We start from the raw sequence: 15,166 nt of genomic DNA, 5'->3' as shown, positions 1-15,166 counted from the left end.
TGAGATGCGGCTGCAGCAGCAGTACGGCCGTGAAGGCGCAGCCCAGTTCGAGCGCGTCGCTCACCTCACCGCGGGGACCGGTGACCGCGGAGGGGAACTTATGGTCGGTGAAAATAGTCGATCAAATCATTGTCAAAGCCGACACAAGGTGGGCTCATGCCCGGAGCTTTGAGGTATCTGAGGCAACATCCTGGTGAACGGTGAGTGCCCCTCGGTCAGGCGCGGGCACCGCCGTCGGCCGGATGGGGTGAGGGCATGGTGCAGCCGAGGCTCGCGGTTGCCGTGGTGACCATGGGGAACCGGCCCGACGAAGTCGACGCCCTGCTCAGGTCCGTCGCCAAGCAGGACCTCGCCCCCGACCGTATCGTGATCGTCGGCAACGGCTGCCGGCTTCCCGAGTTCGCCCGCCGCCTCGACCTGCCCGGCGAGGTCACCACCGTCGACGTCGAGGAGAACCTCGGCTGCCCCGGCGGCCGCAACATCGCCCTCGCCCGGCTGCGGGCGTACGGCGACGTGGACGTCGTCGTCGAACTGGACGACGACGGGGTGCTCGTCGACGTCGAGGTGCTCCGGCAGGTCCGGGATCTGTTCGCCGCCGACCCCCGCCTCGGCATCGTCGGCTTCCGTATCGCGGACGAGCAGGGCGAGACCCAGCGGCGGCACGTGCCACGCGTCGGCAACGCCGACCCGATGCGCGGGGGTTACGTCACCGGCTTCCTCGGCGGGGGGCACGCCCTCAGCATGGCCATGCTCACGGAGACCGGTGACTGGCCCGCCGAGTTCTTCTTCGCGCACGAGGAGACCGACCTGGCCTGGCGGGCCGCCGACGCCGGCTGGAAGATCCTCTACGCGCCCGAGCTGCTCCTCCTGCACCCCCGGACCTCGCCGGCCCGGCACGCCGTCTACTTCCGGGTGACCGCCCGCAACCGGGTCTGGCTGACCCGCCGTCGGCTGCCTCTGCCGCTGATCCCGGTCCACCTGGCCGTGTGGACGCTGATCACCCTCCTGCGCACCCGTTCGACGGGCGGGCTGCTTGCCTGGTTCGGGGGCTTCGTGGAGGGGATGCGGGAACCTGCCGGTGAGCGTCGGCCCATGCGCTGGCGCACGGTCTGGCGGCTCACCCGGCTCGGCCGCCCGCCCGTCATCTGAGTCCGGCGACCGTGCCGGAGACGGGACGAGGGTCCCGGTCGTTCACCTCCGCCGACCGGGACCCTCTCGCGTCCCCGGATCCAGGCCTGCGGCGACACTCCCCCGAGTTGCGCGTATACACGCGCGCCGTCGGGCCCGGTCCGATGCGAAGATCACATCAAGGCTCGCCAACGGATCGCTAACATATGGCCAGCAGTTCCTCCGGAGGTCGCCAACCGGTTGGCGTGAAGGCATCCCCCGACTCGGGAACAGGCCGGAAATCCTGTGGATTCCGGCCCGGACGGCACGGAGAAGGTGGCGGGAATTCGTTCTCGACGGGATCGGATTCCGCCAGGAGCCGGGCACCGGCGGGCATCCCCGCCGTGCGGCGCGGTCGGCCATGACCGTACGGGAAGGCGATGGGCGGAGTGATGCGGCGGTACGAGCTGCGGTTCGGACTGCTGGGACCTCCGGCGCTGTATCTCCCCGGTGGCGAAGTCCGGCCCATCGGCAGCCCCAAGGTGCGCGCGCTGCTGGCCGCGCTGCTCCTGGAGGCCGGGCGGGTCGTCTCCGTCGAGTCGGTCAAGGACGCGCTGTGGGGCGGGGCGCCCCCGGTGTCCGCGCAGGCCTCGCTGCACAACCACGTCACCCGACTGCGCCGGCTCCTCGACGACCCGGAGCGGCTGCGCGCCGTGCCGCCCGGGTATCTGCTGCGCGTCGACGACGGTGAACTGGACGTCGGGGTGTTCGACACGCGGGTGGCGTGGGCGCGCGCGGCGCACGGGCGCCGGGAGTGGGCGCCGGTGCTGCGCGCCTGCGCCGACGCGCTCGCGCTCTGGCGCGGCAGCCCGCTCTGCGGCCTCCCCGCCGACTTCGGTGGCTACGCCTTCGTGCAGCGCCTGGAGGAGGCCCGACTGCTTCTGCTGGAGTGGCGCTACGACGCGGAGCTCGCCATCGGCGGCCCGCGACTGGGCGGTGTCGTACCCGAGTTGGCGGCGCTGGTCGCGGAGCACCCGCTCCGTGAGACCTACCACCGCCAGCTGATGCTCGCCCTCCACCGCACCGGCCGCCAGGCCGAGGCCCTCGCCGTCCACCGCGACCTGCGCAACCGCCTGCTCGAGGAACTCGGCGTCGAGCCGGGCGCGTCGGTACGCGAGGCCCATGTGCAGGTGCTGCGGGGGAGGGGCGGGGCGGGGGAGACCGACGGCGGGTCATACGAGGGCGTGCGGGGCGACGGTGTGGCCGGCAGGGATGGGCTGGACCCGCGGGTGACGGGCGAGGACATGCTGGACGCGGGCATGCCACCCGAGGGGGCGGGTGAAGGCGGTGAGGCGGGTGCGGGGGCGTCGTGGCGGGTCACGCAGTTCCCCGCACCCCTGACGGGTACGTCGGCGGACCGTCAGGCGGCAGACGAGGGCGCTGACGCTGGTGCGGGGTATGACCGGGATGAGGAGCGGCCCGCCGGCCCCGGTTCTACGCGCGGCGACTCCCGGGCACCCCGGCCCGCTCAACTTCCTCCGCCCCCGGCCTACTTCACCGGACGCACCACTGTCCTTGAGGAACTGGGCGGTGCCCTCACCTCGGCGCCCGCCCCGGCCGTCGCCGTCGTCAGCGGTATGGCCGGGGTAGGCAAGAGCGCGCTCGCGCTGCAGGTCGCCCATCAACTGCGGGAACGTTTCCCTGACGGCCAGCTCTACGTCACCCTGCACGGCGCCACCCTCGGCGTACCCCCGCTGCCCCCCGCCCAGGCGCTCGCCGCGCTGCTGCGGGATCTAGGCGCCGACCCCCGGCACATCCCCGAACACCCGGACGCTGCCGCCGCGTTGCTGCGCTCCCTGCTCGCGCCGACCCGCACCCTGCTGCTGTTCGACGACGCCGCGAACGCCGCCCAGGTGCGGCCGCTGCTCCCCGGTGGCCCCGGCTGCGCGGTGATCGTCACCAGCCGTTCGCCGCTCACCGCGCTCGACGGTGCCCGCCGGTTCCCGCTCGGACCGCTGACCGGCGAGGACAGCGCGGCCCTGCTGCGCACGGTCAGCGGGCGGGAGGAGATCGACGCCGGGCACCCGCTCGTCGGCCTCACCGGCCGGCTGCCGCTCGCCCTGCGGGTGGTCGCCGCCCGGCTGGCCGCCCGCCGCGCCCTCACCCCCGAGGTGCTGGCCAATCAACTCGCCGCCAGAGCAGGTTGCAGCACCTCGAATACGACGACCTGAGCGTCCGGCGCTCCCTCGCCGTCGCCCATGACGCCCTCGCCGCCTCCGACCGGGCACCCGACCGCGACGCCGCCCTCGCCCTGCGCCACATCGGAGCGCTGGACCTGCCCACCTACGGCGCACCCCTGATCGCCCGCCTCACCGGCACCGACGCGCGCCGCGCCGAGGCCGCCCTGGACCGCCTGGTCGACGTGGCCCTCCTGGAGGAGACCGCCTACGGCCGCTACACCCCGCACGACCTGGTACGGGACTTCGCACGGGAGCTGGCCGAGGGGTCCGGCCGGACCGGCCGGACCGACCGCACCGAGGCCGCTCTCACCGCCCTGCGCTGGTTCGCCGCCGTCGCCGAACTCGCCCTCGTCGCCATCCTCGAACCCGGCCTCGAACAGGGCGACCGGCTCCGGCCCACCGCCGCCCAGCCCGCCGAACACCAGCCGTACACCGCTGCCCTGCCCCCCTTCGAGTGTGCCGAGCACGCCTTCGCCTGGGGCGATCTGGAGCTGGAGAACATCGTCGCCCTGGTGGAGCGGTACGCCGACACCGCCGACCTGCGGATCAGCGCCCACCTCTCCACGCTCGTCCGGCTGCTCTTCCCCTATGTCCTGCGCAGCGGCCGGGTCGCCGAGATGGAGGTGCTCGGCACGGCCGGTCTGGCCGCCGCCCGGCGCCTGGGCGACGAGCCCGCCGAGGCCTACGCCCTGGGCGACCTCGCCGGGCTGCGCTTCCTGACCGGCCGCCAGCGGGAGGCCCTCGCCCTGACCGACCAGGCCCTCGCCGTCTGGCGGCGGCTGGACGTGGTGTCCTGGATCCGGCGCTGCCTGAACAACCGGGGGCTGCTCCTCGAGGGGCTCGGGCGGTACGACGAGTCCGGCGAGGCGCTGCGGCAGAGCCTGGAGTACTCCCGGCAGCTGAACGACCCCTACGGCGAGGCCGTCACCCACAGCCACCTGGGCAACCTCTACGAGCACACCGACCCTCGAGCCGCCATCGAGCAGCACCGGCGCTCACTGGCAATCGGGGACGCCATCGGCGCCGTCATCGTGCAGCATTCTGCGCACTGCAACATCGGCTACGCCCATCTCGCCCTCGGTGAACCGGCGGCCGCCGCCACGCATTTCGAGGAGAGCCTGCGCATCCTCGGCGGCCACGGCGACTGGCACGGCGAGTCGCAGACCCGGCTCGGTCTGGTCCGTGCCCTGCGCGAGCTCGGCCGCACCGACCGCGCCCACCACGAGTGCGGCGAACTCCTGCACCGCGCCGACGCCCGCGCCGACCGCTACAGCGGCGGTCTGGCCCGCCACCAGCTCGGTCTCATCCTGCGAGAGCAGGGGCGTACGAACGAGGCGCAGGACGTCTGGCGCGCGGCCCTGGCCGCCCTGGACGGTACGGACGAGCACACGGTCCTCGTGGAGCTGCGCGAGCTGCTGGCGGACGGTGACTGATCACTTCGCGTCGGCATAGCACTCCACCACCGCCGTCGTGAACGGGAAGCGGACCGGCGTCTCCCCGAACGTCAGCCGTCCCGCCAGGTCGGCCGCTTCCCGGATCGCCGCCACGACCGCCCCGGTCTCCTCCTCGGGGCAGTGCACGATCACCTCGTCGTGCTGGAAGAAGACCAGCTCGGCTGCCAGGTCCGCGCAGGTCCGGCGCAGCGCCGCGAGCATCAGCAGAGCCCAGTCGGCGGCGCTGCCCTGGACGACGAAGTTACGGGCGAAGCGGCCTCTGGCACGGGAGTTGGTGGACGCGTAGCCCGGTACCCAGCTGTCGGCCGCAGGCTCCTCCGCTTCCTGTTGGGGCATGCCCGCCTCCTCCGTGCCGTCGCCCGCACCGGCCGCCGGCGGACAGGTCCGGCCCAGCCAGGTCCGCACCAGCCGGCCCTCCTCGCCGGCCCGCGCCGCGTCGTCGACGTAGGCCACCGCCCGGGGGAAGCGGCGTCTGAGCGCGGCCAGGTTCTTCAGGCCGTCGCCGGAGGTCTGGCCGTAGACCGCGCCCAGGACGGCGAGCTTGGCCTGTCCGCGGTCGCCGGAGAAGGCACGGTCGGAGACGGACTGGTAGAGGTCGGTCTCCCGCCCCGCGACCTCCATCAGCCCGGGGTCGCGAGAGATCGCCGCCAGCACCCGCGGCTCCATCTGGTCGGCGTCGGCGACCACCAGCCGCCAGCCGGGGTCGGCGACCGCGGCCCGCCGGATCACCTTGGGGATCTGCAGCGCGCCCCCGCCGTTGGTCACCCAGCGTCCGGTGACCGTGCCGCCCGCCTGGAACTCGGGCCGGAAGCGGCCGTCGCGCACCCAGTCCTGGAGCCAGGTCCAGCCGTGCGCCACCCAGATCCGGTACAGCTTCTTGTATTCGAGGAGCGGTTTCACCGCCGGGTGGTCGATGCCGGAGAGCTCCCAGCGGCGGGTGGACTTCACCTTGATCCCGGCCTGGGCGAAGGCCTTGACCACATCGGCGGGCAGATCCGGGCGCACCCGCCTGCCGAACGCGGCCGACACCTCGTCCGCCAGCTCGGCCAGCCGGCGGGGCTCACCGCCGCCCGCGTACCGCTCGCCGAGCAGCTCGCGCAGCACCTCACGGTGGACCTCGGCGCTCCAGGGCAGGCCCGCGCGGTTCATCTCGGCGGCGATCAGCATCCCCGCCGACTCCGCGGCCGTCAGCAGCCGCATCCGGTCCGGGTGTTCGGCCCGGTCGTGGCGGCGCTGCTGCTCGGCGTAGACCTCGAGGAGTTCGTCGAGCGTCAGGCGGGCGGTGCCCTGTGGCTCGAACAGCCGGGACTGCGCGCCCGGTTCGGCCGAGCGCTGTGGTGGATCGGGCGGTACGGGGCCGCCGCGGAGGCGGGCCAGGGCGGCGGCGGCCGAGTGCGGCTCGCCGGACCGTCCCTCGTGGCCCAGCAGGAGTGTCTCGGCGTCCTCGATGTCGTAGCACCGCTCTACTCGCACCCCCGTGGCGAGCAGACGCGGGTAGACCTCGGCGGTCGACCGCCACACCCAGCGCGTGACCTCCGGGCGGCCCCTGACCGCCCCGGCGAGATCGGACTCCCGCCGTACCGGCCCGGCGGGCAGCCCGTCCGGACCGAGGGGGGCGAGATCCACGCCACCGTCCTCGGCCGGAGCGAGAGCCCACCGGTCGGTCATGCCGCGAGTGTGGCACCCGGCACTGACAATCGGCCTGACCTGCGGATTCAGTGGCGGGTGGCCGTCGCCCCCCACGACCTTTCTCAGCTGGTCCCCTCTGCCTCCCCCTCTGCCTCCTCCTCCCCTTTCCCCGTCTCCTTCTGCTCGTCCGTCGCGTCCGCTGCCTCCGCCACCGCGTTCCGCTGTTCCATCCACAGGCCCAGCACCTTCGCGATGTACTCCTCGGTGGCCGGCTTGGTGATGCCGAGTCCGCTGAGGACGCCCTCGCCGTTCTCGTGTTCCAGGAGGGCCAGCAGCAGGTGTTCGGTCCCGATGTAGTTGTGGCCGAGGCGCAGGGCCTCGCGGAAGGTGAGTTCGAGGGCCTTCTTGGCCTCGGGGCCGTAGGGGATGAGGTCGGGGACGTTCTCGGCGGCCGGCGGAAGCGCGGCCGTCGCCGCCTGGCGCACGGAGTCCAGCAGGACGCTCTGCGCGATGATCGCCTTCGCCGCGATGCCGTCCGGCTCGGAGAGGAGGCCGAGGACCAGGTGCTCGGGGCGGCCCTCGGGGTTGCGTGCCGCGATTGCCTCGTTGTGGGCCGCCATGACCACGTTCTTCGCGCGCGGGGTGTAGCGGCTGAAGCCCTGGTTGGGGTCGAGGTCGGCCGACTCCTTGGGCACGAAGCGCTTCTGGGCCGCCTGCCGGGTCACACCCATGCTCTTGCCGATCTCGGTCCAGGACGCGCCCGAGCGCCGGGCCTGGTCGACGAAGTGGCCGATCAGGTGGTCGGCCACGTCGCCCAGGTGGTCGGCGGCGATCACCGCGTCCTGGAGCTGGTCGAGGGGTTCGGGGTGAACCGTCTTGATCGCCGCGATGAGGTCGTCGAGGCGTACGGATGCCGTGGTGTTCGGGTTGGTCGCCATGTGTCAACCATAGGTTGACACCCGTGAGGCGTCAACCCTTGGTTGACAGTGCACTCCTGCCCCTTGTGTCGGGGGGGCGGAGAGTTGTCCACAGGCTGTGGACGGCCGCCGACCTCTGTCGGTGGCGCGTGGCACGATCGACGTGTGACCAGCAGCCAGCCCACCACCATCGACCGAGCCTTCCAGACGGCCCTGTACGACGGCACCGACTCCGGCCTCGACGCGGGCGCGTCCCTCCTCGCGGCCGATTCCGCCGCGGACGCGGAACTCGCGCGCCGGGGCCGGGAGTTCGTCGCGGCGGCCTGGCGGCGCGGCTGGCAGCCCGCCGACGTCGTACGGCTGGTGCGGCGCGAGTTGGACGACCCGCACGTGCGGCTGGCCGCCGGGCTGATCCGGGCGCAGGCGCCGGACGACCGGCGGCGCGGCCCCCGCTGGCAGGCGCAGCTGGACGCGCTGCCGGACGGCCACGCACGCGTGGGCGACCGTTTCTCGCACGCCACTGCCGTGCTGGAGCTGTACCGGCTGCTGCTGCGGCTGCCCGCCCTGGAGCCCCTCGACGAGTCCGGGCCCCGTGCGGACCCGCACCGGCCGGAGTCCCGCATGCTCACCCGGATCCGCGCGCTGCTCGCCAAGGCCGAGGCGACCGGCTTCCCGGAGGAGGCGGAGGCGCTCAGCGCCAAGGCGCAGGAGCTGATGGCCCGGCACAGCGTCGACGAGGCGCTGCTCGCGGCGGGGGCGCCCGCGCCGGACGCGCCCGGAGCATGCCGGCTCGGGGTCGAGCCGCCGTACGAGCAGGCCAAGGCGGTGCTGCTGGACGCGGTCGCCACCGCCAACCACTGCCGGGCGGTGTGGAACGAGCCGCTGGCCTTCTCGACGGTCGTCGGCTTCGAGGCGGACCTGGAGGCGGTCGAGCTGCTCTACACCTCACTGCTGGTGCAGGCCACGCACGCGATGACGAAGGCGGAGGCGGTGCAGCGGGCGGGCGGCCGGAAGCGGACGAAGACCTTCCGGCAGTCCTTCCTCGCGGCGTACGCCCACCGGGTCGGTGACCGGCTGGCGGCCGCCGCGCGGGCGGCCGTCAACGAGACCGAGTCGCCTCAGGACCTGCTGCCGGTCCTGGCCGGCAGGGAGATGGCCGTGACCGACCGCATGGAGCGGATGTTCCCGGAGACCACCACGACCCGCCTGCGCGGGGTGACCGACGAGGCGGGCTGGACGGAGGGCACGAGAGCGGCGGACCGGGCCCAGGTCCACTCACGCTCCCGACTGCCCTAGGCCCAACGCGCGACCCGGTCCGGGCCGGCCCGGCTCAACACGCGATCGGGCCCGACCGGTTCGTCTCAACACGGGGTCCGGTCCACTCTCGTCCACACCGGCGCGATCCGGCGCGATCCGGCGCGGTCCGGTTCGGTCCGGCGCGGTCCGGTGCGGTCCGATCCGGTCCGGAGCGGTCCGAACCAGTCCGGTCCGGCCCGATCCGGCGGCGCGGGACAACCCCACCCGACCCCACCCGACCCCACCCGGTCCGACCCGGTGCGGCCGTCCGGAATCAGTCCCCCGCCTGCTGGAACGCCCCCACCGTCGCGTTCGGCTTGTCCGCGGTGCCCTTGCCCGCCACCGGCCCGTACTTCCAGGGGAAGCTCTCCGTCGCGTCGCTCCCGGGCAGGGACACCGCCACCGACGTGGCCGCGAGGCTCGCCTTGTCGCCGTCCTTGCCGCGCACATAGCTGATCGAGAACGTCGCGGAGTCGCCCTTGGCGAGCTTGAGCTTCTCGGACTTCGCGCCCGGCAGGGTGGCCACCGTCGCCGAGGTACCGCCTGCCTTCAACGTGACGCCGGCAAAGCCGTCCAGCGTGCACGGCGCGCTCTGGTTGGTGATGCTCACCGGCACCTCGCCGGTGTCCCCCGCGGCCGGCGCGACACTCGCGGAGCCGACCTGGACGGAGACCTTGCCGACCTCGCAGGCCGAGCTGTTCTTGCCACTGGTGCCGGCGTTGCCGTCGTCGCAGGCGGTCAGGGCGAGGGCGGCGGCGAGGGCTGTGACGGTGAGCGGAATGGCGCGCATGAGCAGATCCCCATCGAGGTCGTGGCGGTGTCCCAGCATCATCACGCCCCTGCCGGGGTCCCGCGCGCCCGCCCCCGCCCTCGATCGCTTCGCGCCGTGCTTTCGCCGGTCGGCGCGGACCGGAGAAAGTACGCCTCAGACGCCGATTGCGCCCTGATTGCCCCCTATTGCCCTACTGCCCGAGGCTTGCCGTCGGCAGTCCGGACGGCAGCTTGCCGCCCTCCGCCTTGGTGTAGGTCTCCTCGCCGGATTTTCCGGACCAGGTGACCTTCATGCCGCTCTTGCTGACCGAGTCGACCATTCCGGTGACGCGGTCCTTGCTGCCGCCCGTGCAGCTGAGGTGGATCATCCGCATCCCGGCCTCCTCGCCGGCGGTTCCGCTGCACACGGACCCGCCGGTCTCGAAGAGTCCGGCCTGCTTGCCAGTGATCACAAGGGCGACGATCTTGCCACCGCTCGTGGTGATCCAACTGCCCTGCAGCGCGTCGGACGAGGCCGTGGCGCCGTCCGATCCGGACGTGGCGGTCGAGGCCGCGGATGTGCCCGACGAGGTGGCCGAGGAGTCGCCGGAGCCGCCGGAACTGCCTGAGTCACCGCCGCCACTGCACGCGGCCAGCGCAAGCGCGCCCACCAGCGCCGCCGCCGCGGCGGCCACGACCCGCACGGCTGGCCGCGCGGCCGATGCGCCACGCGCCGCAGCCGATGCCCCGGCGGAAGCCGTCACCGGGTGCGCCGCAGCAGCCGTAGCCGTAGCCGGAGCCGCAGCCGTCTCCGGGTGCGCCGCAGCAGCCGTAGCCGAAGCCGAAGCCCCAGCCGTCTCCGTGTGCGTCGTAGCCGTACTCGCCATAGCCGTGGTCACCGCAACGCTCCCAAGCTCTAGGGGGGACGACCGCCCGTTCGCCCGAACGACAGCGGCAAGCTACCAGGCGTCACCAGGAGGACTTGCGGACGCCGGGTAGGTATCCGCTGTGAGCCTGCACCCGCAGATTCACGCGGGACAGACCGAAAGCACGGAAGTAACCGTGCGGGGCCGTCCACCTGGTCGCGGTTGCGTACGCGCGTGGCGCTCGCGTCGCGCGGCTGCCTGCGCAGCTCACGCTGGGCGGCGAGCCGCTCGGCCGCGGTGCCGGCCGGCCGCCGGAGGATCTGCTTCAGTTCGGTCCGGCGTGCGGCGTGGCGGGCGACGATCCCCTGCCGCCGCTGGCTCTTCGCGATCTTGCTCTTCTTCGCCATATCAGGGACCGGCTACGCCTACGCGATCCGCTGCTGGAATCCTGCGTGACCCGCTGCTGGAGTCCTGCCTGCTGACCGACGCCGAGTACGCCGGCGGGCGCGCCGCCTGGAAACGGCCGCCGCCCGCCTTCGGCGCCCTCCCGGAGGTTTGACCCCGCCCTGCCCCCCGCGCGACCGACCGCGAGCCAGTGAAGAGCGGCCCCATCCGCTGGAACGGGGGCGGGCGTGACCTACCATCCGCAGGGAGCGGTTCCTTCCGCACCCGCCCGCGAAGGCCTGCCGCACCCTCGCGGAACCCGATCCGCACGTGCAGCGGCAGATGCAGGGGGTCGAGAACTTCCGTCCTGAGGTCGGTCACCGGCACCGGGCGACCCCGGTCCCGCCCCCGGCCATCGCTCCCGGGCGTCGACGACGTGCGGGTGCCCGCCCGCGACCGGGAGCGGACGCGGTCCGTCCAGGGGTCCGATCCCGATCCGGCCGATCTCGCGCACCGGACCATCACATGGACGGTGGAACACCAGGGCCGCGGTACGCGTCTCTTCCTAGTGCATGAGGGGTTCGATTCGGACGACCCGCGCAGGTGATGGCGCGCAAGATCATGGACGGGGTCGGCGGTCGCATGCCTGTGCAGCTCCGGGGCAGACGCTGGAGCAGCTTGGGTAAAGCGGGCGTCAAAGCTGTAACCGGAGGCGCACTCCGCGTGCACGTGCATCTGCTCATGCATCTGCACGTGAACAGGGTTATGATCCGGGTTAGTTGACCGCAGCATCAATGGCCACATCAGCCAGTTAGTGCACCACCGGGGAGCGACTGTGGACCTCGACGTTGACGGCGTGTACGGGGGGTTTGACGTGTACAACGGCATGGCTGCGACGCAGCTGGACGGAGTGGCCTGGCAGAAGAGCAGGCACAGCAACTCGCAGGGTTCCTGCGTCGAGTTCGCGCGGTTGCCGGGCGGTGACGTGGCGGTCCGCAACTCGCGCTTCCCGGACGGCCCCGCGCTCGTCTACACCCGCGCGGAGATCGAGGCGATGCTCCTCGGCGTCAAGGACGGCGAGTTCGACCACCTGATAGTGAGCTGAGGTCGCGCATCAGGAGAAACCCGGTGCATTCGGCACAGGATGCGCGGTAACGCGCGTAGAAACCCGGCGTCCGAAGACGCCGGGTTTCCTATTCCGCGGGGTGGAGCCGGAACAGGGCCCACACGACCTTGCCACTGAGGGTGCCCGCCAGTGGGTGCCAGCCCCAGCTGTCACTGAAGGAGTCGACCAGGAAGAGCCCGCGACCGGACTCCGCCGAGAAGTCGTCGGAGTCTCCGGGGGCGGGGGTGTCGTGGCTCGGGTCGCGTACCGCGCACACCAGTCGCTCGGTCCACCGCATCAGGTGCAGCCGCACGGCCGGCGCCTGCGGCGCGGCAGGGTGCTCGGACTCGCCGGGCAGCGCGTGCCGCAGGGCGTTGGTGACGAGCTCCGAGACGACGAGGCAGATGTCGTCGAAGCGCTCACCGACGTCCCACTGGTCGAGCGTTCTCCGGGTGAACAGCCGGGCCTCGCGCACCGCCTCGTAGCGGGCCGGCAGGGCGCAGGAGGCGGCGTTGGACACGGCCGCGGGATCAAGCGGCGGAAGGCCCTGCCGTAATGGCTTGAGCATGGTCGATCCATTCGTCCCCATGCGAGGCACTCCCGGGAATTCGCGGTCGTTGCGATGCAGCGGTGGCGCGGGACCATGGTTTCGGATGCGCACAGCAGATGCAAGGGCAGATGCACGTGCACGCGACCGAATTGGACCCTCCCGTACCGCTTGTTGGCCATTTTTTCCGCCAACTTGCAGCCGATGGCTCACTACCTGCTTGCAACTTCCTGTGCTTAAACTTTGGCCGCTTTCCGTTTCCGTAACCGGACGAGTACTGCTCGAAGTGTTTTAGTGGCAGACTGCGGGCCCTGAAGACGGTTGGGGAGGCTGGCGAACGTGAGCGCGGGAGAGCCCGGATCGGTGGTGCGGCGAATGCTGCTCGGCTCGCAACTCAGGCGGCTGCGTGAGGCCCGGGGCATCACCCGCGAGGCCGCCGGGTACTCGATCCGTGCCTCCGAATCGAAGATCAGCCGTATGGAGCTGGGGCGGGTGAGCTTCAAGACGAGGGATGTGGAAGACCTGCTGACGCTGTACGGCATCACCGACGAGGCCGAGCGCGAACAGCTCGTCTCCCTCGCCCGGGAGGCCAACGTGGCGGGCTGGTGGCACAGCTACTCGGACGTCCTGCCGAGCTGGTTCCCCACCTACGTCGGCCTGGAGGGCGCGGCGCATCTGATCCGCGCGTACGAGGTCCAGTTCGTGCACGGCCTCCTCCAGACCGAGGAGTACGCGCGCGCCGTGGTGCGGCGCGGCATGAAGGGGGCCAGCGAGGAGGACGTCGAGCGCCGGGTCACCCTGCGCATGGAGCGGCAGAAGTACCTGGTGGCCGAAAACGCCCCCGACTTCCACATCGTCCTCGACGAGGCCGCCCTGCGCCGGCCCTACGGCAGCCGCGAGGTGATGCGGGGTCAGCTCCAGCATCTCGTCGAGATCTCCGAGCGGTCCAACGTACGGCTCCAGATCATGCCGTTCAGCTTCGGCGGCCACTCCGGCGAGGGCGGCTCCTTCACGATCCTGAGCTTCCCGGAGTCCGACCTGTCCGACGTGGTCTATCTGGAGCAGCTCACCAGCGCCCTCTACCTCGACAAGCGCGAGGACGTCGCCCAGTACGAGCAGGCGCTCAAGGAGCTCCAGCAGGACAGCCCCGGACCGGACGAGAGCCGGGACCTGCTGCGCGGACTGTTGCAGCTGTCGTAGATATATAGCTGTCGTAGATATATAGATGCACCTGGGGATTTCCCTAGATCATCGAACTGATGCCCCAACTCCCCTGTCACGCAAGTACGATGACGCGTGATCAGACCGTGATGTGGATGTGGATCGGGTGTCTGCATCGACTGCCGACGCAGCAGGGGATCGAGGGATCACATGTCGTCCTACTTCACCGACCTGGCCCAGCAGTACATCGACGGTGAGTGGCGCCCGGGGACCGGTTCTTGGGACATCATCGACTTCAACCCGTACGACGGGGAGAAGCTCGCATCGATCACCATAGCCGCGGTCGAGGAGATAGATCAGGCCTACCAGGCCGCCGCGCGCGCCCAGAAGCAGTGGGCCGCCACCAACCCCTACGCCCGTCGTGCCGTCTTCGAGAAGGCCCTGCGCCTCATCGAGGAGCGCGAGGCGGAGATCTCCGAGGCGATCATCGCCGAGCTCGGCGGCACCCGCCTGAAGGCCGCCTTCGAGCTGCACCTCGCCAAGGAGTTCCTGCGCGAGTCGATCCAGTGGTCGCTGCGCCCCGAGGGCAGGATCATGCCCTCCCCGGTGGACGGCAAGGAGAACCGCGTCTACCGCGTGCCGGTCGGTGTCGTGGGCGTGATCAGCCCCTTCAACTTCCCCTTCCTGCTGTCGATCAAGTCGGTCGCCCCGGCGCTCGCGCTCGGCAACGCCGTGGTCCTCAAGCCCCACCAGAACACCCCGATCGTCGGCGGCACCCTGGTCGCGAAGCTCTTCGAGGACGCGGGCCTGCCGGGCGGCCTGCTCAACGTCGTCGTCACCGACATCGCGGAGATCGGCGACGCCTTCATCGAGCACCCGATCCCGAAGGTCATCTCCTTCACCGGCTCCGACAAGGTAGGCCGGCACGTGGCCACCGTCTGCGCCTCGCTCTTCAAGCGCTCGGTGCTCGAACTGGGCGGCAACAGCGCGATCGTGGTCCTCGACGACGCCGACATCGACTACGCGGTCGACGCGGCGGTCTTCAGCCGGTACGTCCACCAGGGCCAGGTCTGCATGGCCGCCAACCGCGTGCTCGTCGACCGCTCGATCGCCGAGGAGTTCACCGAGAAGTTCGTCGCCAAGGTGAAGACCCTCAAGGCCGGCGACCCGAGCGACCCGGCGACCGTCATCGGCCCGCTGATCAACTCCCAGCAGGCGGAGTCGATCTCGGCCACGGTCGAGCAGGCCATCGCCGAGGGCGCGACGGCCCTGCTGCACGGCACGACCACCGACAACCTGGTCGAGCCCTCGGTCCTCACCGACGTCCCGGCCGACTCCGACCTGCTCCGGCAGGAGGTCTTCGGCCCGGTCGCCTTCCTCATCCCGTTCGACGGCGAGGAGGAGGCCGTACGGCTCGTCAACGACACCCCGTACGGCCTCAGCGGCGCGGTCCACACCGGTGACATCGAGCGGGGCGTGTCCTTCGCCAAGCAGATCGACACCGGCATGTTCCACGTCAACGACGGCACCGTCCACGACGAGCCCGTCGTCCCCTTCGGCGGTGAGAAGCACTCCGGCCTCGGCCGCCTCAACGGCGACACCACCGTGGACTCCTTCACCACCCTGAAGTGGATCTCGGTCCAGCACGGCCGGAGCGGCTTCCCGTTCTGAGATCCGCCTGGCCGCGGCGGGCCCTTTAGGACGCGATCT

General features: G+C 71.6%; 10 protein-coding genes and 3 pseudogenes. 7 read left to right on the top strand and 6 right to left on the bottom strand.

What is annotated here, in order from left to right; genetic code table 11:
* Positions 1 to 255 precede the first annotated feature (255 nt).
* Entirely contained in the window at positions 256 to 1,149 is an 894-nt protein-coding gene (locus tag AB0N16_RS24840; protein ID WP_365800172.1) for a glycosyltransferase, read from the top strand.
* 410 nt (positions 1,150 to 1,559) lie between these two features.
* Positions 1,560 to 4,780: pseudogene (locus AB0N16_RS24835) on the top strand (BTAD domain-containing putative transcriptional regulator).
* On the opposite strand, the gene AB0N16_RS24830 reads toward AB0N16_RS24835, so the two are convergent.
* Both AB0N16_RS24830 and AB0N16_RS24825 read right to left on the bottom strand, forming a co-directional pair.
* A complete protein-coding gene (locus AB0N16_RS24830) occupies positions 4,781 to 6,469 on the bottom strand; it encodes a bifunctional 3'-5' exonuclease/DNA polymerase (RefSeq protein WP_365800170.1) in 1,689 nt (562 codons plus the stop codon).
* 83 nt (positions 6,470 to 6,552) lie between these two features.
* Positions 6,553 to 7,368 carry a Clp protease N-terminal domain-containing protein gene (locus AB0N16_RS24825; protein WP_365800168.1) on the bottom strand — a complete coding sequence of 272 codons (816 nt, stop codon included), beginning with the start codon at positions 7,366 to 7,368 and terminating at the stop codon, positions 6,553 to 6,555.
* A gap of 144 nt (positions 7,369 to 7,512) precedes the next feature.
* Between AB0N16_RS24825 and AB0N16_RS24820 the strand changes: the two genes are divergently transcribed.
* Positions 7,513 to 8,643 carry a DUF2786 domain-containing protein gene (locus AB0N16_RS24820; RefSeq protein WP_365800166.1) on the top strand — a complete coding sequence of 377 codons (1,131 nt, stop codon included), beginning with the start codon at positions 7,513 to 7,515 and terminating at the stop codon, positions 8,641 to 8,643.
* 274 nt (positions 8,644 to 8,917) lie between these two features.
* On the opposite strand, the gene AB0N16_RS24815 is transcribed toward AB0N16_RS24820, so the two are convergent.
* From AB0N16_RS24815 to rpsN, 3 genes and pseudogenes are all read right to left on the bottom strand, one after another.
* Positions 8,918 to 9,433, bottom strand: coding sequence for a DUF4232 domain-containing protein (locus AB0N16_RS24815; RefSeq protein WP_365800164.1), 516 nt, complete (start codon positions 9,431 to 9,433; stop codon positions 8,918 to 8,920).
* Positions 9,434 to 9,605: 172 nt separating this feature from the next.
* Entirely contained in the window at positions 9,606 to 10,088 is a 483-nt protein-coding gene (locus tag AB0N16_RS24810; protein ID WP_365800162.1) for a hypothetical protein, read from the bottom strand.
* 274 nt (positions 10,089 to 10,362) lie between these two features.
* A pseudogene (rpsN, locus tag AB0N16_RS24805) lies at positions 10,363 to 10,666 on the bottom strand (30S ribosomal protein S14).
* Positions 10,667 to 10,692: 26 nt separating this feature from the next.
* On the opposite strand from rpsN, the pseudogene AB0N16_RS24800 reads away from it, so the two are divergent.
* Both AB0N16_RS24800 and AB0N16_RS24795 read left to right on the top strand, forming a co-directional pair.
* A pseudogene (locus AB0N16_RS24800) lies at positions 10,693 to 10,818 on the top strand (cobalamin biosynthesis protein CobW); the annotation flags it as partial.
* Between the two features lie 660 nt (positions 10,819 to 11,478).
* Positions 11,479 to 11,748, top strand: a complete 270-nt coding sequence (locus AB0N16_RS24795) for a DUF397 domain-containing protein (protein WP_351712088.1) — start codon at positions 11,479 to 11,481, stop codon at positions 11,746 to 11,748.
* Between the two features lie 88 nt (positions 11,749 to 11,836).
* Here AB0N16_RS24795 and AB0N16_RS24790 read toward each other — a convergent pair whose 3' ends face one another.
* Complete coding sequence (locus AB0N16_RS24790; RefSeq protein ID WP_365800160.1) at positions 11,837 to 12,316, bottom strand: ATP-binding protein; 480 nt, start codon at positions 12,314 to 12,316, stop codon at positions 11,837 to 11,839.
* Between the two features lie 354 nt (positions 12,317 to 12,670).
* Between AB0N16_RS24790 and AB0N16_RS24785 the strand changes: the two genes are divergently transcribed.
* Together AB0N16_RS24785 and AB0N16_RS24780 are read left to right on the top strand one after the other, a co-directional pair.
* On the top strand, positions 12,671 to 13,495 hold the full coding sequence (locus AB0N16_RS24785; protein WP_351747270.1) for a helix-turn-helix transcriptional regulator: 825 nt from the start codon (positions 12,671 to 12,673) through the stop codon (positions 13,493 to 13,495).
* Between the two features lie 171 nt (positions 13,496 to 13,666).
* Positions 13,667 to 15,127 (top strand): aldehyde dehydrogenase family protein, encoded by a 1,461-nt coding sequence (locus tag AB0N16_RS24780; protein ID WP_365800158.1) that lies wholly within the window; start codon positions 13,667 to 13,669, stop codon positions 15,125 to 15,127.
* The last annotated feature ends 39 nt before the right edge of the window (positions 15,128 to 15,166 follow it).

It is taken from the genome of Streptomyces sp. NPDC051105, from assembly GCF_040682795.1.
Taxonomy (GTDB): domain Bacteria; phylum Actinomycetota; class Actinomycetes; order Streptomycetales; family Streptomycetaceae; genus Streptomyces.
The sequence above is the reverse complement of the archived record's forward strand: the minus strand, read 5'-3'. Positions and strand labels throughout refer to the sequence as shown.